Source organism: Aerococcus sp. Group 2, assembly GCF_905125285.1.
In the GTDB taxonomy this organism is placed as follows: domain Bacteria; phylum Bacillota; class Bacilli; order Lactobacillales; family Aerococcaceae; genus Aerococcus; species Aerococcus urinae_E.
Genome location: NZ_CAJHPA010000001.1, coordinates 193447 through 218376 on the forward strand (window position 1 = coordinate 193447; position 24930 = coordinate 218376).

The following is a 24930-nucleotide window of genomic DNA, read 5'->3' on the forward strand; positions in this document are numbered from 1 at the left end:
TGGTGACTTATGTTTTCAAAAATTTTAATTGCTAACCGGGGTGAGATAGCGGTTAGGGTAATTAGAACCTGTAAGGAAATGGGCATTGATACCGTGGCAGTTTATTCAACTGCTGACAAGGATGCCTTACATGTGCAATTAGCAGATGAATCTGTTTGCATAGGAGGGCCTCAATCCAAGGATTCCTATCTAGATATGCAAGCCATTTTATCTGCAGCTTATGTGACTAACGCTGAAGCCATTCATCCAGGTTTTGGTTTTCTCTCAGAAAATAGTAAATTTGCCAGGCTCTGTCAAGAAATGAATATCACTTTTATCGGACCTAGTGCTGAAGTTATTGACAAAATGGGTGACAAACAACACGCCAGACAAACCATGATGGCAGCTAATGTCCCAGTTATTCCTGGCTCTAAGGATTTCATTCACAGTGCTAGTGAAGGTTTAGCTGAAGCTGATCGAGTAGGCTATCCAGTTTTACTGAAAGCCACTTCAGGTGGTGGTGGTAAGGGGATGCGTCAGGTTGATTGCCCCGAAGACTTACAAAAACAATTTGATGAAGCTAGTCGTGAGGCCCAACAAGGCTTTAACGATGCCAGGTTGTACCTAGAAAAAGTGATTCATCCGGCCCACCATATTGAGGTACAGATCCTGGCCGATCAAAATGGTCATGTTATCCATTTGGGGGAACGTGAATGTTCCTTGCAAAGGAACCATCAAAAAGTTCTTGAAGAAACTCCAAGTCCCTTTATCAGTGATAAAACCCGCCAAGCCATTTGCCAGGCGGCTGTGCGTGCTGGAGAAAATGTTCAATATACTGGGGCTGGGACTATTGAATTTTTAGTCGATGACGATGAAAACTTTTATTTTATGGAAATGAATACAAGAATTCAAGTGGAACATCCTATTACTGAATTAGTTACCGGTATTGATATCGTAGCTGAACAAATTCGAGTGGCTTATGGTTACGACTTGTCTTATCAGCAAAGTGATGTCCATTTTTCGGGACATGCCATTGAATGTCGTATTAATGCTGAACAACCCGAAAAGAACTTCTTGCCTTCGATGGGCAAATTTGATTTTATCCATTGGCCTCTGGGTGGCTTAGGCTTGAGAGTCGACTCGGCCATCCTATCTGGCAGTGCTTTGCCCGCCTTTTACGATAGTATGATTGCTAAGGTTATTGCCTATGGCGGTGACCGCCAGTCAGCCTTATTAAGAATGAAGCGGGCTTTAGAAGAATTATGCATCGAGGGGGTTAATACTAACCAGCAATTTCTTTATGATTTGTTAGCTGCTCCTGCCTTTCAGTTAGGGAATTATAATAATGAATACCTGGAAAGCCAATTTCTTCCTCAATGGTTGGCCGAAGTTCAAGCGGAGGCCAGTGAAGAAGATAGGCAAGGAAAAGTCTAGGAGGTGAGCCTTGTGCGGCTGTTAAGACGAAGAAAATATTTAAGTGTACCTGAAAAAGAAAGCAAAAATGAAAAGGATCAGACTCATAAACCCCATATTCCTGATGGGATGTGGCAAAAATGTCCTGATTGTAAGCAGACCGTTTTAAGTGCTGATTTGGCTGAGACTAAGATTTGCCCACAATGCTCTTATCATTTCCGGATTTCTCCTAAGCAACGCATTCAATTAATTTGTGATCATGGTCAGCTAGAAGAAGAACTTTTTTACCAAGATGAAATGACTAATCCAATTGATTTCCCTGACTATGAAGCTAAAAAGCGCTCCAATCAAGAACGAACGGGTTATGACGAAGCGGTCACTTGTGGACTTGCAAAAATTAAAGGGCAACCACTTGCCTTAGGAATTATGAATCCTTTCTTTATGATGGGGTCAATGGGTAGTATAGTTGGGGAAAAAATTACGCGTTTGTTTGAATATGCCAAAGAACATGCTTTACCCGTCTTGCTTTTTACGGCCAGTGGTGGAGCCAGGATGCAGGAGGGAATTATTTCTCTGATGCAAATGACTAAAATATCAATCGCCGTCGAACGGCATAGTCAGGCGGGATTATTTTACCTCACTGTACTAACCGATCCAACTACGGGCGGTGTTACGGCTAGTTTCGCTATGCAAGGCGATATCATTATAGCTGAACCAGGAGCGACTATAGGGTTTGCGGGCAAACGAGTTATTGAGCAAACTATCCATCAAAAGATTGAAGAAGGCTTTCAAACGGCAGAGCATCAATTGGAACATGGTTTTGTCGACCGAATTGTTCCCCGTCAACAATTGCGAGATGAGATAGCTGATCTACTCTTACTTCATAGCCGGGAAGGGGATATTCATGACTACTAGTATTAAAAGAAATTTCTTGGCTAAGGAAATTTTAACTGAAGCACGTTCATCCGACCGTCCCACAGCAAGGGAAATTTTTACCGCTTTAGCGGATGATCATAAATTTTATGAACTTCATGGTGACCGTAAATATGGCGACGATGGGGCTATATGCGGGGGGATTGGACAAATCAATGGGCAAGCGGTTAGCTTTGTCGGCACCCAAAAGGGACATGATGTTGAGGAAAATATTACGGCTAATTTTGGTTCCCCCCATGCGGAAGGTTATCGTAAGGCGGTACGTTTGTTTAAACAGGCTGAAAAGTTCAACCGACCCATTATTACTCTTATTAATACTGCAGGAGCCTTTTGTGATATTGAAGCCGAGGACCGAGGGATTGGTGAATCAATCGCCAAGTCTATTCAAACTTTGGCAAGCCTTAAAGTCCCAAGTATCGCTATCTTAATGGGAGAGGGCGGTTCTGGTGGGGCTCTCGCTTTAGCTTCAACCAATCAGGTCTGGATGTTAGAGGATGCTATGTATTCAATCCTTAGTCCAGAAGGCTTTGCTTCCATACTCTGGCGCGATGCTAGCCGTCGTGATGAAGCCTGCGAAGTCATGAAAATGACTGCCTATGATTTATTGGAAAATGAAGTGATCGATAAGATGATTCCTGTCTTTGAAGGGGAAGAACATTTATCTTGGCAGGCTATTATTCAAAACATCCGCCTGGAATTAGAAAAACAATTAAGCGCATGGCAAGCTATTGACAGAGAGGTACTAGTTCAAGAACGTTATGATCGCTTTAGAAAATTTTAAACATAAACATTTAACTGAAGTAAAACAGACGAATTTTCGTCTGTTTTTTACTTTTAGAATTTGTTACAATGATGAATGAGCTTTAGGACTGTATATAGTCTATTTTTTAGTCTCGGAAAGAGGTAATCGTATGGGGGAATCCCTATCATTTCCTAAACAAGAACAACGGTATTTACGCCTAGCTGTAGATGCTTATCTCGACGACCGCAATAACGATGCGGTCGATCTCTTTTACCAAGCGCGACAAATTGCTAATACATTGAATAACCTGCAAGAATCAGCTTTAGAAGTTTTTTGTGAAAAAGCCTGCTACCAGGAAGCTATCGATCTTTTTGATGAGATAATTATTAAGCAAGATTGTATCAATGCAACCAATAATTGGATTCAATATTTTGAGGATCTGGCGGATAGCTATAGTGGATTAGAAGAGGCTTATAACAATGAAAAGGCTAGTAAAATTCCTTATGAATTTTTAGACCTTTTAACCTCCGCTGATTTTTCTCCTCTAGCTGATGACTTACCTATTTCGCCTGAGGAATTTGCTGAGAAAATAATGAGTACTGACTTATTAAACGCTAAAGAACAGACTTTGATTTATCAAAACTTACAGAGACTCCCTTTTAATGAAGCGAAAGACTTGATTTATATTCTCCTCCAATCTAAACGAATTCATCTTATTTTTCAGACGGACTTAATTCATCTTCTGTTAGAAAACCAAGAAAAAGGTTCTTATTATTTAAGGGACTGGCAAGGAGAAAAACGGCTAGTTGATTTTGCTGATTTGAAATTAGCTACAGATGAGCCGGCTTTTAAGTCAGGGGACGGTTATATTGATAGCGTTTATCAAGACGATCCTTTTTTGATGGAAATTATGCACCAAGAGTGGCTACTCTTTTATTGTGCGGTTTATCCCTTTTTTGATACTCTCAACATGGAAGTAAAGGAAGTTATTAAGGGATTAACCGAGATCATGGGTCATGTTAAAGCAGTAAATGATATGAAATATCAAAAAATTCGAACTATTCGAAACTTAATTTATGATGGCATTGGAGGTCAAAATGATCCGCTTAACCATTGATGCATCCGTTGATGTGAAAACGGGATATGCAGGTATAGGTTGCGTATGGCTCGAAAATGGTGAGCAATACCAATTAAAACATAGCTTGACGGAGAGAATGGATAATCATTTGGCTGAATTTTACGCCTTACACTATGCCCTAAATGCTCTGCTCGAGAAGGGGAGAGAGGCAGAGTGGATTCTTTGTCAAAGTGACAGCCGTATTGTGGTAGATTCGGTGAATAAACAGTATCACAGGCGCGATCCCTACAAGACTTTGCTAAAAGTTTGCTTAAAGCAAATAGATAAATTTGCAAATTTCAATTTAGTCTGGGTGCCTGAAAGCCAAACTAAGGGTGCTGACCATTTGGCCCGACAAGCCATGCACCAGTCAGAAGCCCATAAATAGCAAATTAAATAGTTTGCGTTAAAATGATAACGCTTGACATAAATACTAAACACTAAATAAAAAAGCGGCCAGGAATCGATTTCCCGGTCGCTTTTTTTATATGGTCCTAGTTGCGTAAAATGAGTTTAATAAAGGGTTGAAGGTGAGGAATTAGTGTCTGTTTGCTTATTGTCGTTTTCTTTATCTTTGCTTTGACTTCCTTCAATTTCAGCTTTTCCAGCTTGGACTTCATCTGCTTTTAAGGAGGCACTAGAGATAGTATCTTCGTTAGGACTTGCCTTGGCTTCCTCATTTTTGCCACTCTTCTTGACAGTTGGGCTTGACATGCTATCCAGGTTTTCGCCGTCCATAGCTGCTACACGGTCTAAGCGTTTTAATTCTCTTACCGTGTAATCGCGGCCAGGGTCATTTTCAACCTTAGTTGCATAGTATTCTTCTAATTCTTCTTCTGTTTCATTTAATAATTTGTTTGGAATATTTGGATCGCCAAAGGAGCCACGACGAACAGGTTCATCGATCGTGTCAAGGATACCTTGTCCGTTATAGGTCCAACCTAATAAACCAATGTATTTCCCTTGGCTATCAAACAAGGCCTGGTAGGTAATGAATAATTTATCGCCATTGCCGTCGACATACCAGAATGAATAACTTTTTCTTTGTCTGGTTGCTAATTCATAGGCTAATTTTCTGGAAACGCCACGGGCTTGTGGTGGGTGGCAGTCTGTATAAAGTTCGCCTAGGTGAGAAGTTGAATAGGTATATGTCTTAGCATCTTCATTAAAATATTGGAAGCGTAAGTCTGGTCCAACAAAGATCAGTTCTTCTCCAATGGCATTCAAAATAGCGTTAATTTGTTCGAGGGTCAAACTACCATTTTTAAAGTTAACCCGCATTTCATCTTTGATAGGGGATTCTGATAAGCGGTCTTCATAAGTAATATCAGAAGCATCGGTTAAGATATGCATGGTATTTTGACGCATTTGTTGACTCGATTGACTAGCCCCTGAAATCGAGTCAAATTCAAACTGTTGCAGATCGAGAATTTGTTGGCGCATTTTATCAATGGCAGGTTTTTGATCCACCAATTTATCGCTAGTTAAGTCATACTGCAGGTCCTCAATGGCGTTTTTCGAGAAAGTCATGGTCACACGCATGTCATCACTTTCAGAAGTATACTTGCCGGCCTTGTATTTAGCTAAAGGTTCACGTTGACCACTAGCTACCTCTAAGGCAAAGTTAACGGCATTTTTAATCCCGTTTGAGGAGAGGGAAGCCCCGGAAACGCCATCAACTTCGGTCGAATTCGCTTCAAGAATCCGTTTAATGACTATCGACATGGCTCTCCCACCAATTTCAGCCGTGTCATATTGTTGGGTAACTTCAATGTCTTCAATTTTATCTTTTGAAACAGTGACATTGACTTGAATTTGGGCTGAGAACCCCTTGGCTTCACCGGTATAGGTTCCTGGGGTATAGGTGATTTCTTTTTCTTCAATGCCTTGCGCCCGGTTTAGTGCCTTACCGACCGCCTTCTTAAAGGCCTTAGTTGTTCCTGAAGCCCCGGAAACCCCATCAATATCCACAGAATTATTTTCTAGAGCACGCTCGATAAGAATAGGAAGTGCTTTGCCGCCGACATTAGGCGTTTCTTTTTGAATAATGACATCAATTTTTTCAATAGCTTCTTCACTAACTGTAACATTAACCTTTAGTGGCCCAGCAAAGCCCTGGGCATCGCCAGAATAAACTCCTGCTTTATATTTAGCCATAATTGATTCTCCTTTTCTTAGATTATGATCTTAGTCATGAAAATCACTACTTATCTATTTGTTCACAATATCTATGATTCCTTGCCCCCTAATTCTTTAGTTTACTTATAATTTATCATAAAGGGATGACTTCTTAGCGATACAAAATATTTCCTTTGTTTTTATGAGAGCTTACTTATAAAATAAAGGCAAGTGAGGGGAGACTCCGTCAATGAAAATTAAGAATCGAATTACCAATGCTTTTCGTTATTTAATGGTTGAAAAGGGTTTTGATCATATTGTTGTTGAAGATATATTAAAGGAAGCCGGCGTTGCCCGGTCGACTTTTTACCGCCGCTTTCATGATAAGTATGATGTGATGAATTATTACTTTGTCAGAGAATTGGCTGAGAATAGTTCACCCTATGAGAAGAGTTTAGAGTTCTATGCCAGGTCAGTGGCTGAATACTATTATATTGTGGCTAAGGATCCGCTTTATTACCAGGAAGCCTTTAAAACAGTAGGACAAAATTCCTTTTCACATTTCATTTTTGATAATTTTTATCAATGGCTAATTAAAATGAAACAAGCAGCCAGTGGTAGTGACTATGTGTCTACTGAAGATCTCTATGCTTTTTCTTTTGCTTCAGCGGGATGTTTGGAGATGATTAGTCGTTGGGTAAAGGAAGAGATGCGGATTCCAATGATCGAGATTACTCAATGGGAACTCAGGAATGCGCCCGGGGCGGTTCTAGAAATGTTTCAAGATTCAGACCTAGCCAGTCGTCAATATATTACTAAGGAAAAGATTCAAAAGATTTTAAACGATGTTCAGCTCGAAGTCTCTGAACGACCGGACTACCTCAAAAGCAAGTTAATATTTTAGTTCGATCTTTTCTTCGCTTGGAAAACAGGTAAAATAGACCTGCTAGATTGGACGGTACAAAACTATAAATACATGCTAAACTAAGCATAAGTAGTGTGACTAATTTTTTTGTTTAAAGGGTGAGGGCATGCATCAATTCTTAGATTATTTAAACAGTGACCAATCTGATTCCGATTTATTTGTCAAAAATGTTTTGATTTCTTTAGGACTTATTTTAATCGGGTTTTTATTTATGAAGGCCTTGGGTTGGTTTTTACCCCGCTTGTTTAAACGCGACAGTACAGCGCAGGCCTTTATCCGGGTCACCCGTTTAATTTTGATCCTCTTAATTAGCTTTTTTATTTTAAGTATTTGGTTTACCCGAGTGGAATTATTCGGTGTAATGATTATTATCGTGGTTGGTTTTGCAGCCTTAGCGTCTAAAGACATTATCGTTGACTTGGTTGCTTATATTTATATCTATGTTCGCTCCCCCCTGAGAATAGGTAGTGCAATCGATATTAATGGCGTTTCCGGTGAAGTAGTCGATTTTGACTTTTTACAAATTAACTTGGCTGAGATCGGCAAGTTAACTGAAAAACGCTCCTATACCGGGCGCTATGTTTCGGTACCTAACCGTTGGATATTTGACCACGCTGTCTATAATTACAATCATGACAGTCCCTTTGTTGTGGTTGACGTCATGGTGCCGGTTGATTTCAAAGAAGATACTGAAGAAGTGATGAAGATTACCGCTCGGGTAGCTTATGAACAATACAGTAAGTTTATGGATAAATGCGACGATGAATCCCTAGAAATCTTTGAACGAAAAATGGAGAGTTTAGGAGCTGATAAAAAGCCTAAGATTCGTATCGAGGTAGGAAATAGCGCCTATAAGGTTTTTGTTGAATTCTTTACCAGTTATGATGCTATTGGTCAAAATAAGATGTTGATGCAGAACGCTCTTTACCAAACCTTTATGAATAAAGGTATTGAGGTGCCAATTATTCCAGTGGTTAAGGTTGAAAATTAGATTTAGACTAGTTTTTCTTAAGCCGTTCTTAGTTTGCTTTAGTAGGAAAGTGCTTTCATGGTACACTAGCAATAAGAAGATTTTCCTATTAAAAAAGAAAGGGTTATGTGATTATGAGTAATAAATTTAAAGCGGTGGTGGAGGGCTTCCATGGCCCGATTCAAGTAGAAGTAGGCATTGATCCAAAGCTAGGAAAAATCGATTCGCTTGATGTGGATTATAGTGACCAGGCCCTAGTGGGTGGTCTAGGAATTGAACAAATGAAGAAAAATATCCTAGCCAAAGGATCGAGTAGTGTTGACGCCATAACTGGTGCCAGTTTTTCAACTCGGGCTTTGCGATCCGCGGTTGAAAAAGCGGTTGCACTCGCTCAAGGAAAAATATCAACAGCTGATGCCTTAGACCCTAGTATTTTTGCTAAGGTTGAGGATGGAATAGATGCGACTTCTTCGGCTAGTCAAAAATCGAAATCCGGGCCTAAGAATACTTCTCCAGTAGAGCCAGCCATCTCATACCGTGATGACCTTGATCCAGCTGAAACTTATGATGTCATTGTGGTTGGGGCTGGAGGAGCTGGGCTAGCAGCTGCTTGTGAAGCCAGTCAAGCGGGCCTTAAGGTCTTAATTTGTGAAAAAGCAGGCATAGCCGGCGGAACTACTAATTATTTAGGCGGTGTCATCCAGGCTGCTGGTACTGACCAACAAAAAGAATTTACCGAATTTACTGATGACAGCCCGGAAAAACATTATCAGTTATGGTTAAAGGCAGGCGAAGAGAGTCTTGACCCTGAATTGGTTAAAGATTTAGCCCAAGGCGCTCCAGATAATATCAAGTGGTTAGAAGATTTAGGCATTCACTGGACCTCTGTTTATGGGCATAGCCATATTCCTTATATTGAAGAAGACCTCCATGCGGATCGGATCCATGTCTATGAAGGGGGCGGTGCCGGAGGTCAAGGGGTGGTCTTAACTCAACACCTCCTCCAAGCGGCCTTAGCAGCGGGAGCTGAGATTAAGTATAATACCACAGCAGTTTCTTTAGTTCATAAAGGAAAAAAAGTTGTCGGATTGCTGGCTAAATCGGCAGGAGAAAGACAGTTTTACCTGGCTAATAAGGGGATTGTCTTAGCAACGGCTTCCATTGACCATAATCCAGCCTTAGCCCGTGACTTAAGCCCCCAACACTATCATGATTTAAAATATAATACTTGCCTTTCAACAGCAACCAATACCGGGGATGGAATTCTCTTAGGCCAGTCTGTAGGGGCCGCTATTGGTGGATTTGGAGGATGTATTGATTTTTGTGGAAAAACTGGTAACGCAACGGATAACCGGGTCCCTACTTTGCCAATGATTATGGTTAATGGTCAAGGCGATCGTTTTGTTTGTGAAGATGCAACTTATGCCTATCACTACCGGGCAATTTTCCAAGAAGAGAAAAAATTATTTAAGCCAACCTATATGATTTTTAACCAGGGAACTTTAGGCGCTCCAGGAAGTCCTTGGACTGAAGAAAATATCCAGGCAGATATAGAATCTGGTCTGGTGATTAGTGGAGATAGTCTGGAAGACTTAGCCCAAAAGCTAGAGATTCCTTATGAAAATTTACTCGCTACGATTGAAGAGTGGAACCGTTTTGCTCAAGATGGCTTGGATCCCTTATATGGAAGAAAAACTGGCGTCCAAGCCCTTGATCAAGCACCTTACTATGCTTATCAAAATTCAGCAAGTAATCTGGGATCGCTTGGGGGACTAAGGATTAATACCGATGGTCAAGTACTGGATGTTTTCAGCCAAGTAATACCCGGCTTATATGCAGCGGGGCTTAATGCCGGTGAGTGGTTTGGTCCTTACTATCCTGGCTCTGGTACAGCAATTTCAGGGATCATTCACCAGGGGCGTAAAGCAGCCCAGGCCATGGCTAAGGCTTAATTAAGTCAATTATTACATTTTACGGGCAGAAGTGATGGTTACTTTCTGATAGCTATTAAGACTAAGGAAAGGAACAATTACTTCTGCCCTTTATTTCTAGAATGAGAAGGGATTGGTTAACAAAATAGCAAGCAAGAATTCATCAAGTAAATGAAAGAAAGCAAGCGAAAATAAGAAAGGATTTAGCAATGCAAAATCAGAAAATTAAAAATATGGTCCATATTGGGCTTGCTTATTTAGGAGTAATTATCGGTGCCGGTTTTGCTTCTGGAAAGGAAATGTTACAGTATTTTGTTTCTTTTGGTAAGTGGGGAATAGTCGGTCTCTGCCTTTCAGCGCTTTTATTTATTGTGGGTGGCGTGATTCTCCTTCAATTTGGATCCTACTACAAGGCTCAAGAACACAGTGAAGTCTTTAACAATATTTCTTCTCCCTTTGTTTCTAAAGTAATTGACTTTATTATTAACTTTAATCTCTTTTGTACTGGATTTGTAATGATTGCTGGGGCAGGGACTAACCTCAACCAGCAGTTCGATTGGCCGATTTGGATCGGGGCGTTACTCTTGTCCATTTTGGTGATCGCGACAGCTTATTTGGATGTCGATAAGGTGACCACCTTGATTGGTGCGATAACACCCTTTGTTATCATTTTTCTAATCGCACTGCTCATATATACCCTTATTCAACAACCGCTTAGCTTTGATGAAGCGATGGCTATTTCTTGGGCCCAGGAAACGACCTTACCGAATTGGTTTATTTCCACTATTAATTACTCCTGTTTAGCCCTCATGCTAGCCATGTCGATGGCTATGGTCATCGGAGGTGAGCAATATAGTCCTAAACAAGCTGGGGTTGGCGGATTCTTTGGGGGAGCCTTGGTCACCTTATTACTCTTTGCTTCCTTCTTTTCTATCAGTTTAAATATTAATAGCGTTGCAAGCAGTTCTATGCCTCTATTGGAACTATATAACAAGGTTCATCCGATTTTGGGAACGCTCATGGCCTTGATTATTTTCGGAATGATTTATAACACAGCTATAGGGACCTATTATGCTCTCGCTAAACGGGTGGTTCGTACTAAGCCACAATATTTTTCAAAAGCAATGATTATCTTAGTAGTCATTGGCTTTGCTCTTTCATTTATCGGCTTTGAAACCTTGGTGGCCTATCTCTTCCCCTTAATTGGTTATTTAGGTATTTTTGTGATGGCACTATTAATTATTCAATGGCTACTACGTTACCGTAAAATTCATCGCGAAAATAAAATTAGAGACCGATTGATAAAACATGAAATTGATCGTATTGATGAGGAATATGACTTTGATACTCGCGATAAGAAACATATGGAGCGCTTGTATGATGAATCTAATGTTGAAAATAAACAGTTGAAAGCAGAAGTTCAAGAGCTAGGTAAAACCATCTATGAAGAAGAAAATAACACGGAGGAATAAGCCTTTAACCATTATTAGGAGGAGTTGCTGTTTGGAGCAAATATGAAGAAGACGAAGCTAGCGAATGATCATCAAAATGAAGGAGTGATCACTATGAATATTGACCAATTAGACCAAGAAGTAAAGTCTTGGTTTCCTGAAATCAAAGCCCTCATTCAAGAAAATACCAGCTACAAAACCAAAGAAAAACGTGATTTTCGTGACTTAGCCACTGAAATCGATATAGCCGTTCAAGAATTAATTGAAGAGCATATTAAGCAATTACCTGGCCATCAGACCATTATCGGAGAAGAAACTTATGGGCAAACAGAGGTAGATCCAAAGGCTAGTCATCTATGGATTATTGACCCGATTGATGGCACAGCAAACTTTGTTAAGCAAAAAGAAAATTACGCCACGATGGTCACTTATTTTTCACATGGACAGGCTAAATTAGCTTATATTTATGATATTTTTCGAGATGAATTATACTCTGCCAGCTTAGGGGGTGGGGTGTATTGTAACGGTAAGCGCTTAGAGCCAGTGGCTGACCTTAGTTTAAGAGACTCTCTTATTGGTATTTCTCCCCAACATAATATCAAACGCGACTATTTCTATTATATTGCTGATAATGCCTTCGATATCCGCAATTATGGCTGCTCTTCATTAGATGGAATCAGTGTGATCAAGGGTCAATATGGCGCCTTTGTCAACCCTGGTGGGGGACCCTGGGATTATGCGCCTTTCATTTTGATGGCTCAGGAGATGGGGCTTCATTTTTCAAATTTTTCTAATCAAATGCCTGATTACACTAGGCCCTCTAATTTTATCATCGCTAGTCCAGCTTGTTTTAATGAGCTTGAGCCCCTCATTCAGTCTTATACAGATACGGGCAACTATAGTATTTAAAATTATCCCTAACAGGATTCGCTCCAATAATTCAATAAAATATACTTTAAATGAAGTTTCAATAGATACAATATCATCAGAGTGTACGTCCCTGGCAAATTATCAATTGAAAGTTATTGGCAAATTGCTATAGTTAAGTTAAATACATTAACAAGCAAAGGAGAATGTCCAAATGTCAGGGATAACATTAATGTTTTCTGGAATTGTTCTGATTTCCAATGGGTTAAACTACCTTGATAAGGTTGAAGATAATTCCAACGCACTGATTAATATTTTTACTGGGCTCTTGTATATCTTTCTAAATGTCATGATATGTGTCCATGGAATCTTTGCTGAAAAAGATTCCACCTATTATTATACTGCGATTTCAGGTCTTTTATTTGGCTACACCTACTTATCTTACGGTGTCAACCGGATAAAGCAATGGGATAACAAAAATCTGGGTTACTTTTCCATATTTGTTACCTTTAACTCGATTTTCTTTGCTGTCTGGATTCTAATGGGGAATGGCGGTAATTATTGGGATGTCTTTAACTGGATCATGTGGGGTTATCTATGGGCAACTAACTATTTTAGTCACAATCTAGGTCGTAAATACGGCGATTGGTTATATTATTTGACTATTTTTGCCGGGGTAGTGACTTGCTGGATTCCAGCCTTGCTCATTCTCACCGGGAACTGGCCAAGTACTTTATAGTTTTAGAATAAAAAAGCATGGTCTGACTTTAAAAGAAAAAATTAACGGCATATAAAAAGACTGTTATTAGCAATCTTATTCACCTAGTCAATTTTACTAAGTGAAGAAGAAAGCGGTAATGACAGTCTTTTTTTAGTCTTTATGCTTTGTTACGAGGACGTTTTTCGCCCCAGTATTGATAATAGTCCACCTTAAGGGCCCCATTGTAGAGCTTACGTTTTTTAGTGGCTTTTTGGCCATAGTAACTTTCGAAATTTTCATCACTGGTTAAAATATACTTACTCCAAGTTTTGAGTGGTCGGTAAATTTCTCCCATCTTTTCATAAAGGTCATGGACATAGTCTTCATCATTTAGACGTTCACCGTAGGGTGGGTTGGAGATAATAATGCCATAGCTTTTTTGGGTGGTAAAATCAGCTAATTGCATTTGTTTAAAGTGGATCTGGTGACTAACACCCGCAGCCTCAGCATTTTTCTGAGCGATCTCGATCATGCGATGGTCAATATCGCAGGCGAGAATATCTAATTGAACCTCATGGTCAATAGCAGCCCGCGCTTGGTCTCTGACCTGGTCAAAGACTTCTTTAGGAAAAATATCCCAGTCCTCACACACAAATGACCGCTTAAGACCAGGTGCAATATTCATCCCTTTCATAGCCGCTTCAATGGCGATGGTTCCAGAGCCAGTGGTCGGATCATAAAGGGGGCGGTCCGGAAACCATGTGGTTAAATCAACCAAGGCTGCAGCTAAAGTTTCTTTTAGAGGAGCTCCGCCTTTTTCTTGACGGTAACCTCGTTTAAAGAGACTAGTTCCTGAACTATCCAAGGTCAGCAGGGCTTTATCCTTATGAATACTGATCTCAATGGGGTAGCGAGCACCGGTCTCTGGTAAATGTCCACGACGATGGTATACCTCACTTAAGCGGTCAACGATCGCCTTTTTAACCATACTTTGGCATGTCGGCACATGGTGGAGTTTAGATTTTACTGATTTTCCTGAAACTGGGAATTCAGCGTCGAGGGGGAGGATGTCCTCCCAGGCAATGGCTTTGGTCTGTTCATAAAGTTGGTCAAAAGTAGTCGCTTTAAATTCTCCCATAACAATTTTTATCCGGTCAGCAGTTCTTAGGCATATATTAGTCTTAGCAATATCACTAAGTTCACCTTGAAAGCGAACTCTGCCATTTTCATTTTCCCTTGAGTAACCCAGATCTTTTAATTCTTTGGATACTAAGGCCTCAATCCCGCTAGCGCAGGTGGCAATTAAGGAATATTGTTTCATAATAGTCTCCTTTATTAGTTAGTCGGTTACATCTTAACATGAAAATCGCTATGATAAAAAGGCTGGAACATTGTTCCAGCCTCTTATGTTGCCTGATGTAAATTTCTATAAGCCATGTTCTGTTCACAAGTAGGTCAGGAAGCTACTTGATCGGTAATCATCTATCTGCATTACTGCCCCGACGAATTCGTTCATTTCCGATTCGTCAAGTGCCCCTACCAATGTTTGGGTTGCTCGCTCGAGGGGTTTACCGCGTTCCACTTGAATGGTTTCCCATTCAACTTCGTCACTGTGGCACTTTTCAGGATGACTTAAGCTTAGACTAAGTCCTTAGCTTTTTTGTCCGCCGTCTGAGCCTTAGCTTATGGTTTTGCTAAGCACGATCACTACAAGCGTCTCAGCTTGTGCGAGCATGGACTTTCCTCAGATACCTCTTGGTACCCGCGATTACCCGAAATTTACAATGTTCAACTCTAGAATTCTACCGTAAATACGATTAAATTGCTAGTGTTTTCTGTTGACTTTTATTCGCTACGGTAAATACGTGTTTCTTCAACAGGATCTTCCTGATAGTTCTCATTTTGTTTGCGAATGCTTTGTCCGTATACCGTTTTTTCCAGTTTAGAAAGGCGCTTGAGTATATCGTAGTTAGTCGTTGCCGCTTGACTAGAACTCCTACTAGTGTTGTTCGTCTGTTTGCTTCCACTTTCGATATTTTGTTTTAAGCGATTATTTTCTTGACGTAAAAAGGCTAGTTCCTTTTCATAGGATTCATAGTCACGAATAATTAAATCTAAAAACGCGTCAACTTCTTCGGTATTAAAGCCACGCAAGGCAGGTTTAAATTCTTTTTGTAGTATATCTTTGGTTGTTAAGTTACGAGCAGACATTCCAGACACCTCAAATTAGTAATAATTGTAATAAAACCATTATAGCATAAAAGAACTTTTATTAAGACTGGGTCTCTTGGGTTTAAGAAAATTATTAAGAAATTTTTTTGATTGACCAATTACTGCTATAATGAATCTAATTATAAAAATCGCTTTCCTAATCAATAGACATTTTATTTAAAATAGGGGAGCAAGGGATAGTTAAAAAGGAGATTGACATGCCAAATACACGTTTTTATTCCTTAGCAAAGTACCTTCAAGAACAACTAGAAAAAGAACCCAGCGCTTTTCCTTGGCGCCTAATTGAAGATGGCCAGCGAGGAGAACTATTATTACAATTTTTTATTGCTAACCCAGCTGGTGAATACCGTACTGCTTCCGTGACTTTTGAGGATCATTTTGGCCAATACTACAATGATCTCGATTATTATGCCCTGAGCTTTTCATTTTCCAAACATGCTAGGAAGAATGATAGTCAAAGTAACCACATTGTCATTCCCGCTAATCAAGCGCCTAATGCTTTTGAAAAGTCATATATCGACGCTTGCTTACAACTTATTCACCAACTTGTTAACGAAACCGCTCACCAATTACGGGGCTTAGAAGCTAATGTACGCCAGCAAATGACAATTCATTGGTCCACTAAAGCCTTAGCAACCATTATTGATAACTTGAAGGTAGCCAATCGTTACGATGCTTCCTTACTCTGTTTCTAGATGGGGAGTGAGATTATGGACTGGTTAGAAATAATTATACATTGTCAAAATATTCCCTCTGACTTAGTATCGGATTGTTTAATGGCGCTCGGTTCTAATGGGGTCGCTATCCAAGATATCGAAGATTATTTAAAGCTTCCCTCAGCCTTTGGTGTCTTTAAAACCGATGATGTCTTAGAAAAATATGGAGACTCACCCATTGTAAAAGGTTATTTTTCAGCCGAAACGGACCAACCTGCCTTAAAAGAAGCGGTTGCCGAAAAATTACAGGCACTTGATCCTGCTTGGTCCTCACAAGGACTAAGCATTAACCGCTTGGAAGACCAATCTTGGGCGTCGAACTGGCAAGACTATTATCAACCGATTCAAGTTAATCATTGGTTATCCATTGTTCCAGTCTGGGAAAAAGATAGTCAACAGGCTGATTCCAATGCGATTTATTTGGATCCTGGCATGGCTTTCGGCACAGGAGACCATCCCACGACCCAGTTAGCCATTCATTTAATGGGTCTGGTCTTACAAAAGGGCGACCGGGTGATTGATGTGGGGACCGGTTCAGGTATTTTAGCGATTACGGCAAAACGCTTAGGGGCTCAAAGTGTCGCTGCCTATGACTATGATGAGAGCATTATCGAAACTGCTAAGGCTAATATCAACCTCAATGCTGGCATGGATCAGGTGACGGTTCAGTCTAACGATAAGCTCAACGGTATCCATGACCAGGTAGATGTGATCACTGCCAATATTTTAGCGGATATCCTCCTGCCGCTCATTCCCCAAGCCTATGACAACTTAAAAGACAATGGATCCTTTATCTTATCTGGCATCTACTATACTGAAGTTGACAAGCTAAAGGAAGCATTAATCGCTAAGGATTTTTATTTACCTTGGATTATGCGAGCTGGGGATTGGTTTGGAATCCTAGCCAAGAAAGGTAGAGAGCATAAGGATAAAAATAGTTTGTAGGTAAGTAATTGCCTGCACTCATTCAGACGCGTTATAATAAAACTTATATTACTTAGATGTTTGTCTAAAAGATCTTGTAGAATGGAGGGCTTCTTATGTCAGAAATTAAAAACAAAAGTAAAGAAGAAGTCATCGCTTCCTGTGAACAATATATGCCTGAAGATAAAGTGGCTATGATAAAAAAAGCCTGTGCTTTTGCGGAGAGGGCGCATGAAGGACAAAAACGTAAATCGGGGGAACCGTTTTTTATCCATCCCACCCAAGTGGCCAGTATTCTGGCTGATTTACAAATGGACCCGGATACTGTAGCCACTGGCTTCTTGCATGATGTGGTCGAAGATACTGGCATTACTTTAGATGATATAGAATACTTTTTCTCTAAAACCATTGCCACTTTGGTTGATGGGGTGACGAAGTTAGGGAAGGTGAAGTATCGTTCGAAAGAGGAACAGCTAGCTGAAAACCACCAAAAGCTCCTCTTAGCCATGGCCAATGATTTGCGGGTAATTGTGGTCAAATTGGCTGACCGTTTACATAACATGCGTACCTTAAAATGGCACCGTCCTGAAAAGCAAGTCAGCATTTCCGAAGAAACCCTTGATATCTATGCGCCCTTAGCTGACCGCCTAGGGATGAGCCAAATCAAATGGGAATTAGAGGATACCTGTTTACGTTATATTAATCCAGAGGCTTATTACCAGATCGTTCACCTGATGAACTCAAAAAGAGAAGAACGGGAAGCTTATATTGATGCGACGATTGATGTTTTAAATAAGTATGTCAAGCCCATTATTGATGGCGAATACGATATCTATGGTCGTCCTAAGCATATCTATTCCATCTATAAAAAGATGCACCAGCAAAAGAAAACCTTTGACGAAATTTATGACCTCCTAGCTATCCGCGTCTTGGTTCCCAGCGTAAAGGATTGCTATGCAGTCCTAGGCATTGTCCATACCAGCTGGAAGCCTCTACCTGGACGCTTTAAGGACTATATCGCTATGCCTAAGGCCAATGGCTATCAATCTCTCCATACCACGGTCTTAGGTGAACATGGCCAACCCGTTGAAATTCAGATTAGGACCTTTGATATGCATGAGGTAGCTGAGTATGGGGTGGCTGCACACTGGGCCTATAAAAAAGGGGTTACCGATAAGGTAGAAACAGACGATTTAGATAAACAATTAGAGTGGTTCCATCAAATAGAGGATTTACAAGACGATTCGGATGATGCCACTCAGTTTGTGGAAAGCGTTAAAGAGGATATCTTTAAAGACAAGGTCTATGTCTTTACCCCCAAAGGTGATGTGAGCGAATTGCCCTCAGGAGCCAGCCCCCTAGATTTTGCTTATCAAATCCACACCGAAGTCGGACATAGTACGGTAGGAGCTAAGGTTAACGGAAAGATTGTTCCTTTGAACTATGGCTTACATACCGGTGATATTGTTGAAATCCTAACCTCTAAGAATTCTGCTGGTCCTAGTCGGGACTGGGTGAATTTCGTGGTGACTAATCGGGCTAAAAATAAGATTAAACGGCATTTTAAATTATTAGACCGTGATGAAAATATTGAACGTGGCCGGGAAGCCGTGATTAAAACCGTTAAAGAGATGGACTTTTCCTTTAATGAATTGTTCAACAAGGATATGCAGGCTAAATGTTTGGAACGCTTTAATTTTTCAAGTATCGACGACTTATTTGCAGCAGTGGGCTTTGGTGAACTATCCGCTTCCGCTGTTGCCAATAAGATCACTGAAAATGAACGAAAACGCCGTGATAAAGAAGAACATCAGTCGAAACTGGAAGATTTCCTCCAAGAAGAAGAGGAGCGTAAAAATAACGGTCAATCCAGCCGGGGGGGCAAGTCCGAGCGGATGGCCGTTCGCCACAATGATGGAATTGTGGTGGAAGGTGAAGATAATGTTCTCTTCCGCCTAGCTCATTGCTGTAACCCTATACCAGGTGATGACATTATTGGCTTTATCACTATGGGACGGGGGGTAACCATTCACCGCCAAGACTGTCAAAATATCCAAAATATGAATGAGGTCCAATCTCAACGATTGATTGAAGTCTATTGGGAAGACGCGGCTACCCACAATAATTCCTATGCGGTAGAAATTATGATCGATGGATTTGACCGTAACGGTTTTCTTAACGATATCTTGCAGGTTATTACACCTTTGGTAACCAATATTTCTAACGTTAACGGAAATGTCGACCATAAGACCAATAACTTGAAGGTACGCATTAGAATTGTTATTCAAAGTTTAGACCAGTTAGAAAAAATTATTGACCGTATTAAAAATGTTCCCGATGTTTATGATGTTGAACGGGTTTAGTGAATGTCTTTAAAATTTCTGTGATCGGTGAGAAAATAGATGAGTAATTAAGATTTATAGAAAGGAAGATTTTTTGCGAATTGTTATCCAACGCGCTAAAGAGGCTAGTGTAAGTATTGATGGCGAAGCAGTCGGTCACATTGACCATGGCTTTGTGCTCCTCGTGGGGGTCCATGATAGTGACACTGAAGAGACCGTTAAATACATGGCTAAAAAGATTGCCAAAATGCGAATTTTTGCTGATGAAAATGATAAATTGAACTTGGATATTAAGCAAGTTGGCGGGAAAATCCTATCGATTTCTCAATTTACCCTCTATGCTAGAACCAAGAAGGGCAACCGGCCAAGCTTTATCGATGCGGCCAAAGCAGACCATGGAGATGCCATCTATCAACAACTGAATGAAGAACTTCGCAATAGCTATGGTTTAGAAGTTGAAACGGGTCAGTTTGGAGCTGATATGCAGGTTCAATTAATTAATGATGGCCCAATAACAATTATCTTAGACTCAGATGAATAGCTTGCACGATTTTATTCGGTAAAATGAAAACTCACTCAAGGTTTTTAAATCCTGAGTGAGTTTTTTTGTCACTATTTACTTTATTCTTGGTAATTAATAATTAAGGCATTGAGAATGCTTTGGGCAACTTTTTGATAATATTCATCTTGGCTAAAGGCCTTGACATCATTTGGATTACTCATGTAGCCCAATTCAATCAGTATTGCAGGGGGTCTTGAATCACGAATGACTTGGAAATTACCGAAACGAGTGCCGTTGCTTGCCAGGGGCATTTTTTCCATCAATTGAGCTTGGACATTTTCACTTAAAGGAATAGAAGCGTCATCGTAGTAGTAAACGGTGGTTCCCGATACTGTCGTTTCTTCAGCAGCGTCATAGTGAAGACTAATGAAGGCATCCGCTTGAGCCTGATTATAGATGTCTGCACGCGGCGCTAGGTCAACGAAAGTATCATCTTCCCGAGTCATTAAGACATTAACTCCATAATCTTCTAACAGTCCCTTCACCACTTGGGCGGTTTTTAGGGTGACATTTTTTTCCTGTTTATCACCGCGGATGGCTCCTGGATCACTCCCCCCGTGACCAGGGTCTAAGACAATGGTTTTTCCTTTAATGGTGGAGGTATTGGCTAAGGATTTTGCCTTATCTTCCATGGCGGTTGAATCTGATTCTGCCAACCAATTGGCTAGGTAACCTTCCGTACCGTCTTGGGCTTTGACATGGTAATAGGCACCTTCTTGACCAAGATAGGCAAATTTTTCATGGATTTGACCCTTATAGATAATTTCTGAATCATTACTTGCCTGGCTACGGATATGGACACCGGCAGCGGTAGCGGTCACTGAGGCGTCATAATTAGCTAGGAAGGCGTCTGTCGCTGCTTTTTCTTCCTTAGTCTGTTGGTGTCCTGGTGAATGGGTAATGACTCCCGGAGTGATTTCAATTTGATTTTGGGGGATCCAGCCAATGTCGTCCTTGTATTGGATATTGATCATATCACCTGACTGGTAGAGGATATTATATTTTTCATTATCATTGGCTTGGCCAATCACTTGAGAATTGGTGGAATCATCTTGATAAACGTTAACCTGGTCGGATAAAACCGTGGCAATAAATCCTGTTCCTGCCTTCGCTTCTTCTTCACTATTAGCTAAGCTATCATTAGCTAACCAATTGGGAATCCAGCCGCTTTGACCATTGTCAAGAATGATATGCTTCCAATCGTGCTTTTCCTCAAGCACCTGGTATTGACTTCCTTGGTCAATTTGTTGGGAGATATCATAAGTGATTCCAGGACCATTTCTCATATTAATAACACCAGTGGTCACTTCTTTGGTCGACTTAACTTTAACGTGATAAATCAGGGCAAAAGCAATAATGAATAAGGTCAGAATAATAATAGAGAAAACTAAATAGGTATTTTTTTTCTTATCTTTTGTTTGTGAAGGAGAATTTTTGGACAAGAGTTGAACCCCCTTAGAACTTTCTTTTAAGTCTAGCCTTTTTTAAAGAGATGATAGATTTTCGAATAAATAATAATTGGAAAGAATACATATGATTCATTATAATAAAAATTCCTAATAAAAACAGCGGAAACTTATTAAATCAGTTGACATTTTTAAGACAATTAGGTAATCTTACTAAGGAATACCTATGACGGGGATGCAAGTAAAGCATTAGATAAGTGTGGTTTAGAGAGAGTGATAGTTGCTGAAAGTCACTCCGTACACTTTTAGACAACCCCTGAGGTGGATAGTGCAAAGCTATTCCGTTATCGCGCGTTAGTCGACAAGGGTAGTAAGACTACTAAACTAAGGTGGTACCACGATTGTCATCGTCCTTATTTCTTAATAGAAATAGGGACGTTTTTTATTACCACTAAATATTAAAAGGAGGCAGGATATGATTCAAAAACCTAAAGGGACTGTGGATATTTTACCGGGTCAAGTTGAAATTTGGCAAGCCATTGAAAAAACAGCCCGAGATATTATGGCTAAATATCGCTTTAATGAAATTCGCACGCCCATGTTTGAATCTTATGATCTTTTTGCTCGTGGTGTAGGAGAAACAACCGACGTCGTCACCAAGGAAATGTATGATTTCTATGATAAAGGTGACCGTCATATTGCTTTGAAACCTGAAGGGACAGCACCCATTGTGCGGGCCTTTATTGAAAATAAACTGTATGGCCCTGAACACATTAAACCTTATAAGGTCTATTATATTAGTCCCATGTTTCGTTATGAGCGTCCCCAAGGTGGCCGGCAACGTCAATTTCATCAGCTAGGTGTTGAGGTTTTTGATGGGAAAACCGCCCTTAGTGATGTGGAAACCATTGCTTTAGCGTGGGAAATTCTTGAAAGCTTAGGCGTTAAAGACTTGAAATTAGTGATTAATTCCTTAGGTGATAATGAAGCGCGTTTGAACTACCGGGAAGCCCTAATCAATTACTTAAAACCCTATGAAGAGGAACTGAGCGAAGATTCAAAAACTCGTCTTTATCAAAATCCTTTGCGCGTGCTTGATAGTAAGGACCCCAAGGATAAGGAAATTGTTAAAGATGCGCCCAAGATTCTTGATTATTTATCAGAAACTTCTAAAGAACGTTTTGAACAAGTTCAAAGCTTATTGGCAGCCCTTAATATTCCTTATCAAATTGACTCTAACATGGTTCGGGGGCTCGACTATTACCAAGATACTATTTTTGAAATTATGACTAATAGTGAAGTCTTTGGTGCGGAAACCACCATTTGTGGTGGGGGTTCATATTCCGGACTAGTGAAAGAACTTTCCGAAGGTCGGGAAGATGTGCCAGGATTTGGTTTTGCGATTGGGATGGAACGCTTGATTTTATTACTGGAAGCACAAAAATCAGATTTAGCAGTTGAAAATCCTCTCGATATCTATATGGTTACCATTGGGCAAAGCGTTGTGAGTGAAGCTTTACAAATTGTTCAAGCCTTAAGACGTCAAGGCTTAAATGTTGAATTTGATCTCAACCAACGTAAGCCTAAGAAACAATTTCGTGATGCAGACCGCCATGGTGCCGCCTATACCTTAACCTTGGGTGAAAGCGAACTAGCGGAAAAAAATATTAATGTGAAGAATATGACTTCTGGTCAAGAGCGTCATTTCGCTATTGATGATGTGATTGAACACTTTGACCAGGTAAAAGAAGCAATGAAAGAAGGAAATGATTAATGAAAAGAACAAATTATTGTGGCCTCGTTTCTAATGAAATGATCGGCCAAGAAGTGACCTTAAAAGGATGGGTACAACGTCGACGTGACTTAGGTGGAGTTATCTTTGTTGATATGCGTGACCGCGAAGGCTTTGTCCAAGTAGTATTTAATGAAGCTAACCTAGGTGACCATTTTAACCGGGCAGAGAAACTACGTTCTGAATACGTTATTGAAGTTCAAGGTCAAGTTGTTGCTCGGGCAGAAGGGGAAATTAACCCAAAAATAAAAAATGGGGATATTGAAGTGATGGCCAGTGATTTGACCATTCTCAATCGTGCTAAAACACCACCGTTCCCAGTGGAAGATACTATCGATGTTAATGAAGATAAACGGATGCAATACCGCTATATCGACTTACGCCGTCAAAGAATGCAAGATAATATCCGTTTACGTTCTCAAGTGACCCACGCCATTCGTTCATTCTTAGACCAAGATGGCTTTTTAGATATTGAAACACCTTACTTATCAAAATCAACTCCAGAAGGGGCGCGTGACTATTTAGTTCCTTCCCGGGTTCATCCAGGTGAATTCTATGCCTTACCTCAATCCCCACAATTGTTAAAACAACTTTTAATGGCTAGTGGCTTTGACCGCTATTATCAAATTGTGCGTTGCTTTAGGGATGAGGACTTGCGTGGAGACCGCCAACCTGAATTTACCCAAGTCGACTTGGAAACCAGTTTCCTGAGCCAAGAAGAAATTCGTGATATCGTCGAAAACATGTTAAAAGCAGTCATGAAACGAGTTAAAGGACTTGAAATAACAGAAGACTTCCCAGTGATTTCTTATGATGAAGCTATGAGCCGCTATGGTTCTGATAAACCCGATACTCGCTTTGGCTTAGAATTGGTTGATTTATCAGATATCGTTGACCAATATGATTTCAAAGTCTTCAATATGGCTATTGAAAATGGAGGAATTGTTAAGGGAATTAACATTAAAGGAGCTGCTGATCAATACTCAAGAAAAGATCTTGATGGCTTGACTCCATATACCAAACCATTTGGCTCAAAAGGGATCGCTTGGATTAAAGTGACTGAAGATGGGCTAACTGGACCAATTGGTAAATTCTTTAAAGAAAACCCACAACCATTAATGGAACGGATGAAGGCTGAGGCTGGCGATATTTTAGTCTTCTCTGCTGACCAAGCTTCGGTAGTTAATACTTCATTAGGGGAAGTCCGCTTAAAATTTGGTCGTGAATTAGACTTGATGGATAAGAATCAATTTAATTTCCTCTGGGTAGTTGACTGGCCTTTATTAGAATACAATCCTGATGAAAAACGCTATACTGCCATGCACCACCCCTTCACTATGCCTAACGAAGAAGATATTGACCGCTTAGAAAGTGAACCTGAATCGGTTTATTCCCAAGCTTATGATATTGTCTTGAATGGTTATGAAATTGGTGGTGGGTCGATCCGTATCCATCAAAAAGAAGTTCAATTAGCTATGCTAAAAGCTCTAGGCTTCTCAGAAGAAAAAGCCTACCAACAATTTGGTTTCTTATTAGATGCCTTGGATTATGGTTTTCCTCCTCATGGTGGTTTAGCGATTGGCTTAGACCGCTTAGTGATGCTCTTAGCCGGAGAAGACAATATCCGTGAAGTGATGGCCTTTCCTAAGAATGGTCGTGCGGTGGATGTGCTCACCGATGCTCCAAGTCCGGTTTCTGACAAGCAATTGGATGAACTTAATTTAGAAGTGACTAAAATTGACCTTGACTAATCCCTGCTTGCAAGAAAATTCCTGATTAAGTAAGAAATAAATGTAACTTTTAGTCAGAG

The 24930-nt window shown here is 40.3% G+C and carries 21 protein-coding genes and 1 other RNA gene; 17 read left to right on the forward strand and 5 right to left on the reverse strand.

Annotation, left to right across the window (positions count from 1 at the left end):
* Nucleotides 1-9 precede the first annotated feature (9 nt).
* The 5 genes from accC (at nucleotide 10) to JFU01_RS00850 (ending at nucleotide 4572) form a co-directional block, all read left to right on the forward strand.
* Nucleotides 10-1413 (forward strand): acetyl-CoA carboxylase biotin carboxylase subunit, encoded by a 1404-nt coding sequence (gene accC, locus JFU01_RS00830; protein WP_195855466.1) that lies wholly within the window; start codon nucleotides 10-12, stop codon nucleotides 1411-1413.
* A gap of 12 nt (nucleotides 1414-1425) precedes the next feature.
* Nucleotides 1426-2307, forward strand: a complete 882-nt coding sequence (gene accD / locus JFU01_RS00835) for an acetyl-CoA carboxylase, carboxyltransferase subunit beta (protein ID WP_195855467.1) — start codon at nucleotides 1426-1428, stop codon at nucleotides 2305-2307.
* On the forward strand, nucleotides 2297-3106 hold the full coding sequence (gene accA, locus JFU01_RS00840; protein ID WP_195855468.1) for an acetyl-CoA carboxylase carboxyltransferase subunit alpha: 810 nt from the start codon (nucleotides 2297-2299) through the stop codon (nucleotides 3104-3106). The genes accD and accA overlap by 11 nt, the downstream gene beginning before the upstream one ends.
* 130 nt (nucleotides 3107-3236) lie before the next feature.
* Nucleotides 3237-4184: a hypothetical protein gene (locus JFU01_RS00845; RefSeq protein WP_195855469.1), complete on the forward strand. Its 948-nt coding sequence runs from the start codon at nucleotides 3237-3239 to the stop codon at nucleotides 4182-4184.
* A complete protein-coding gene (locus tag JFU01_RS00850) occupies nucleotides 4165-4572 on the forward strand; it encodes a ribonuclease HI family protein (protein WP_230086918.1) in 408 nt (135 codons plus the stop codon). Before JFU01_RS00845 ends, JFU01_RS00850 begins: the two co-directional genes overlap by 20 nt.
* 125 nt (nucleotides 4573-4697) lie before the next feature.
* On the opposite strand, the gene JFU01_RS00855 is transcribed toward JFU01_RS00850, so the two are convergent.
* The gene (locus tag JFU01_RS00855; RefSeq protein WP_195855471.1) at nucleotides 4698-6341 is read right to left on the reverse strand and encodes an FMN-binding protein; all 1644 of its coding nucleotides are present in this window, start codon (nucleotides 6339-6341) and stop codon (nucleotides 4698-4700) included.
* A gap of 211 nt (nucleotides 6342-6552) precedes the next feature.
* On the opposite strand from JFU01_RS00855, the gene JFU01_RS00860 reads away from it, so the two are divergent.
* The 6 genes from JFU01_RS00860 (at nucleotide 6553) to JFU01_RS00885 (ending at nucleotide 13185) form a co-directional block, all read left to right on the forward strand.
* A complete protein-coding gene (locus tag JFU01_RS00860; RefSeq protein ID WP_195855472.1) occupies nucleotides 6553-7206 on the forward strand; it encodes a TetR/AcrR family transcriptional regulator C-terminal domain-containing protein in 654 nt (217 codons plus the stop codon).
* A gap of 127 nt (nucleotides 7207-7333) precedes the next feature.
* Nucleotides 7334-8218, forward strand: a complete 885-nt coding sequence (locus JFU01_RS00865; protein ID WP_013669974.1) for a mechanosensitive ion channel family protein — start codon at nucleotides 7334-7336, stop codon at nucleotides 8216-8218.
* A 113-nt stretch (nucleotides 8219-8331) separates the two neighbouring features.
* Entirely contained in the window at nucleotides 8332-10149 is a 1818-nt protein-coding gene (locus tag JFU01_RS00870; protein WP_195855473.1) for an FAD-dependent oxidoreductase, read from the forward strand.
* 188 nt (nucleotides 10150-10337) lie between these two features.
* Nucleotides 10338-11600: a YkvI family membrane protein gene (locus JFU01_RS00875; RefSeq protein ID WP_195855474.1), complete on the forward strand. Its 1263-nt coding sequence runs from the start codon at nucleotides 10338-10340 to the stop codon at nucleotides 11598-11600.
* Nucleotides 11601-11642: 42 nt separating this feature from the next.
* On the forward strand, nucleotides 11643-12488 hold the full coding sequence (locus tag JFU01_RS00880; protein WP_195855475.1) for an inositol monophosphatase family protein: 846 nt from the start codon (nucleotides 11643-11645) through the stop codon (nucleotides 12486-12488).
* Nucleotides 12489-12660: 172 nt separating this feature from the next.
* A complete protein-coding gene (locus JFU01_RS00885) occupies nucleotides 12661-13185 on the forward strand; it encodes an AmiS/UreI family transporter (RefSeq protein WP_060778315.1) in 525 nt (174 codons plus the stop codon).
* Nucleotides 13186-13324: 139 nt separating this feature from the next.
* On the opposite strand, the gene JFU01_RS00890 is transcribed toward JFU01_RS00885, so the two are convergent.
* From JFU01_RS00890 to gpsB, 3 genes are all read right to left on the reverse strand, one after another.
* The gene (locus JFU01_RS00890; RefSeq protein ID WP_195855476.1) at nucleotides 13325-14467 is read right to left on the reverse strand and encodes a THUMP domain-containing class I SAM-dependent RNA methyltransferase; all 1143 of its coding nucleotides are present in this window, start codon (nucleotides 14465-14467) and stop codon (nucleotides 13325-13327) included.
* A gap of 103 nt (nucleotides 14468-14570) precedes the next feature.
* An RNA gene (rnpB, locus tag JFU01_RS00895) (RNase P RNA component class B) lies at nucleotides 14571-14926 on the reverse strand.
* Between the two features lie 65 nt (nucleotides 14927-14991).
* Nucleotides 14992-15357 carry a cell division regulator GpsB gene (gene gpsB / locus JFU01_RS00900; protein WP_195855477.1) on the reverse strand — a complete coding sequence of 122 codons (366 nt, stop codon included), beginning with the start codon at nucleotides 15355-15357 and terminating at the stop codon, nucleotides 14992-14994.
* Between the two features lie 218 nt (nucleotides 15358-15575).
* Between gpsB and JFU01_RS00905 the strand changes: the two genes are divergently transcribed.
* The 4 genes from JFU01_RS00905 to dtd all read left to right on the forward strand — a co-directional run bounded on the left by JFU01_RS00905 (nucleotide 15576) and on the right by dtd (nucleotide 19901).
* Nucleotides 15576-16073 (forward strand): hypothetical protein, encoded by a 498-nt coding sequence (locus tag JFU01_RS00905; RefSeq protein ID WP_195855478.1) that lies wholly within the window; start codon nucleotides 15576-15578, stop codon nucleotides 16071-16073.
* A 15-nt stretch (nucleotides 16074-16088) separates the two neighbouring features.
* Nucleotides 16089-17039: a 50S ribosomal protein L11 methyltransferase gene (gene prmA / locus JFU01_RS00910; protein ID WP_195855479.1), complete on the forward strand. Its 951-nt coding sequence runs from the start codon at nucleotides 16089-16091 to the stop codon at nucleotides 17037-17039.
* Between the two features lie 95 nt (nucleotides 17040-17134).
* Nucleotides 17135-19381, forward strand: coding sequence for a RelA/SpoT family protein (locus JFU01_RS00915; protein WP_070560077.1), 2247 nt, complete (start codon nucleotides 17135-17137; stop codon nucleotides 19379-19381).
* Between the two features lie 73 nt (nucleotides 19382-19454).
* Nucleotides 19455-19901, forward strand: coding sequence for a D-aminoacyl-tRNA deacylase (gene dtd, locus JFU01_RS00920; RefSeq protein ID WP_195855480.1), 447 nt, complete (start codon nucleotides 19455-19457; stop codon nucleotides 19899-19901).
* An 80-nt stretch (nucleotides 19902-19981) separates the two neighbouring features.
* Here the strand turns inward: dtd and JFU01_RS00925 are convergent, their stop codons facing one another.
* Nucleotides 19982-21364, reverse strand: a complete 1383-nt coding sequence (locus tag JFU01_RS00925; RefSeq protein WP_230086919.1) for an N-acetylmuramoyl-L-alanine amidase — start codon at nucleotides 21362-21364, stop codon at nucleotides 19982-19984.
* A gap of 439 nt (nucleotides 21365-21803) precedes the next feature.
* Here JFU01_RS00925 and hisS point away from each other — a divergent pair, with 439 nt between their 5' ends.
* Together hisS and aspS are read left to right on the forward strand one after the other, a co-directional pair.
* Nucleotides 21804-23102, forward strand: coding sequence for a histidine--tRNA ligase (gene hisS / locus JFU01_RS00930; RefSeq protein ID WP_195855481.1), 1299 nt, complete (start codon nucleotides 21804-21806; stop codon nucleotides 23100-23102).
* Nucleotides 23102-24871, forward strand: coding sequence for an aspartate--tRNA ligase (gene aspS, locus JFU01_RS00935; protein WP_195855482.1), 1770 nt, complete (start codon nucleotides 23102-23104; stop codon nucleotides 24869-24871). The genes hisS and aspS overlap by 1 nt, the downstream gene beginning before the upstream one ends.
* Nucleotides 24872-24930: the final 59 nt, after the last annotated feature.

What these genes read in the sequence shown, in the direction of transcription:
- JFU01_RS00890 (WP_195855476.1), bottom strand. Translation starts at nt 14,467, where the DNA reads ATGAAACAATATTCCTTAATTGCCACCTGCGCTAGCGGGATTGAGGCC.
- JFU01_RS00885 (WP_060778315.1), top strand. Translation starts at nt 12,661, where the DNA reads ATGTCAGGGATAACATTAATGTTTTCTGGAATTGTTCTGATTTCCAAT.
- JFU01_RS00855 (WP_195855471.1), bottom strand. Translation starts at nt 6,341, where the DNA reads ATGGCTAAATATAAAGCAGGAGTTTATTCTGGCGATGCCCAGGGCTTT.
- aspS (WP_195855482.1), top strand. Translation starts at nt 23,102, where the DNA reads ATGAAAAGAACAAATTATTGTGGCCTCGTTTCTAATGAAATGATCGGC.
- JFU01_RS00875 (WP_195855474.1), top strand. Translation starts at nt 10,338, where the DNA reads ATGCAAAATCAGAAAATTAAAAATATGGTCCATATTGGGCTTGCTTAT.
- JFU01_RS00865 (WP_013669974.1), top strand. Translation starts at nt 7,334, where the DNA reads ATGCATCAATTCTTAGATTATTTAAACAGTGACCAATCTGATTCCGAT.
- JFU01_RS00850 (WP_230086918.1), top strand. Translation starts at nt 4,165, where the DNA reads ATGATCCGCTTAACCATTGATGCATCCGTTGATGTGAAAACGGGATAT.
- hisS (WP_195855481.1), top strand. Translation starts at nt 21,804, where the DNA reads ATGATTCAAAAACCTAAAGGGACTGTGGATATTTTACCGGGTCAAGTT.
- gpsB (WP_195855477.1), bottom strand. Translation starts at nt 15,357, where the DNA reads ATGTCTGCTCGTAACTTAACAACCAAAGATATACTACAAAAAGAATTT.
- JFU01_RS00905 (WP_195855478.1), top strand. Translation starts at nt 15,576, where the DNA reads ATGCCAAATACACGTTTTTATTCCTTAGCAAAGTACCTTCAAGAACAA.
- JFU01_RS00880 (WP_195855475.1), top strand. Translation starts at nt 11,643, where the DNA reads ATGAAGAAGACGAAGCTAGCGAATGATCATCAAAATGAAGGAGTGATC.
- accA (WP_195855468.1), top strand. Translation starts at nt 2,297, where the DNA reads ATGACTACTAGTATTAAAAGAAATTTCTTGGCTAAGGAAATTTTAACT.
- JFU01_RS00860 (WP_195855472.1), top strand. Translation starts at nt 6,553, where the DNA reads ATGAAAATTAAGAATCGAATTACCAATGCTTTTCGTTATTTAATGGTT.
- JFU01_RS00845 (WP_195855469.1), top strand. Translation starts at nt 3,237, where the DNA reads ATGGGGGAATCCCTATCATTTCCTAAACAAGAACAACGGTATTTACGC.
- JFU01_RS00915 (WP_070560077.1), top strand. Translation starts at nt 17,135, where the DNA reads ATGTCAGAAATTAAAAACAAAAGTAAAGAAGAAGTCATCGCTTCCTGT.
- JFU01_RS00870 (WP_195855473.1), top strand. Translation starts at nt 8,332, where the DNA reads ATGAGTAATAAATTTAAAGCGGTGGTGGAGGGCTTCCATGGCCCGATT.
- accC (WP_195855466.1), top strand. Translation starts at nt 10, where the DNA reads ATGTTTTCAAAAATTTTAATTGCTAACCGGGGTGAGATAGCGGTTAGG.
- prmA (WP_195855479.1), top strand. Translation starts at nt 16,089, where the DNA reads ATGGACTGGTTAGAAATAATTATACATTGTCAAAATATTCCCTCTGAC.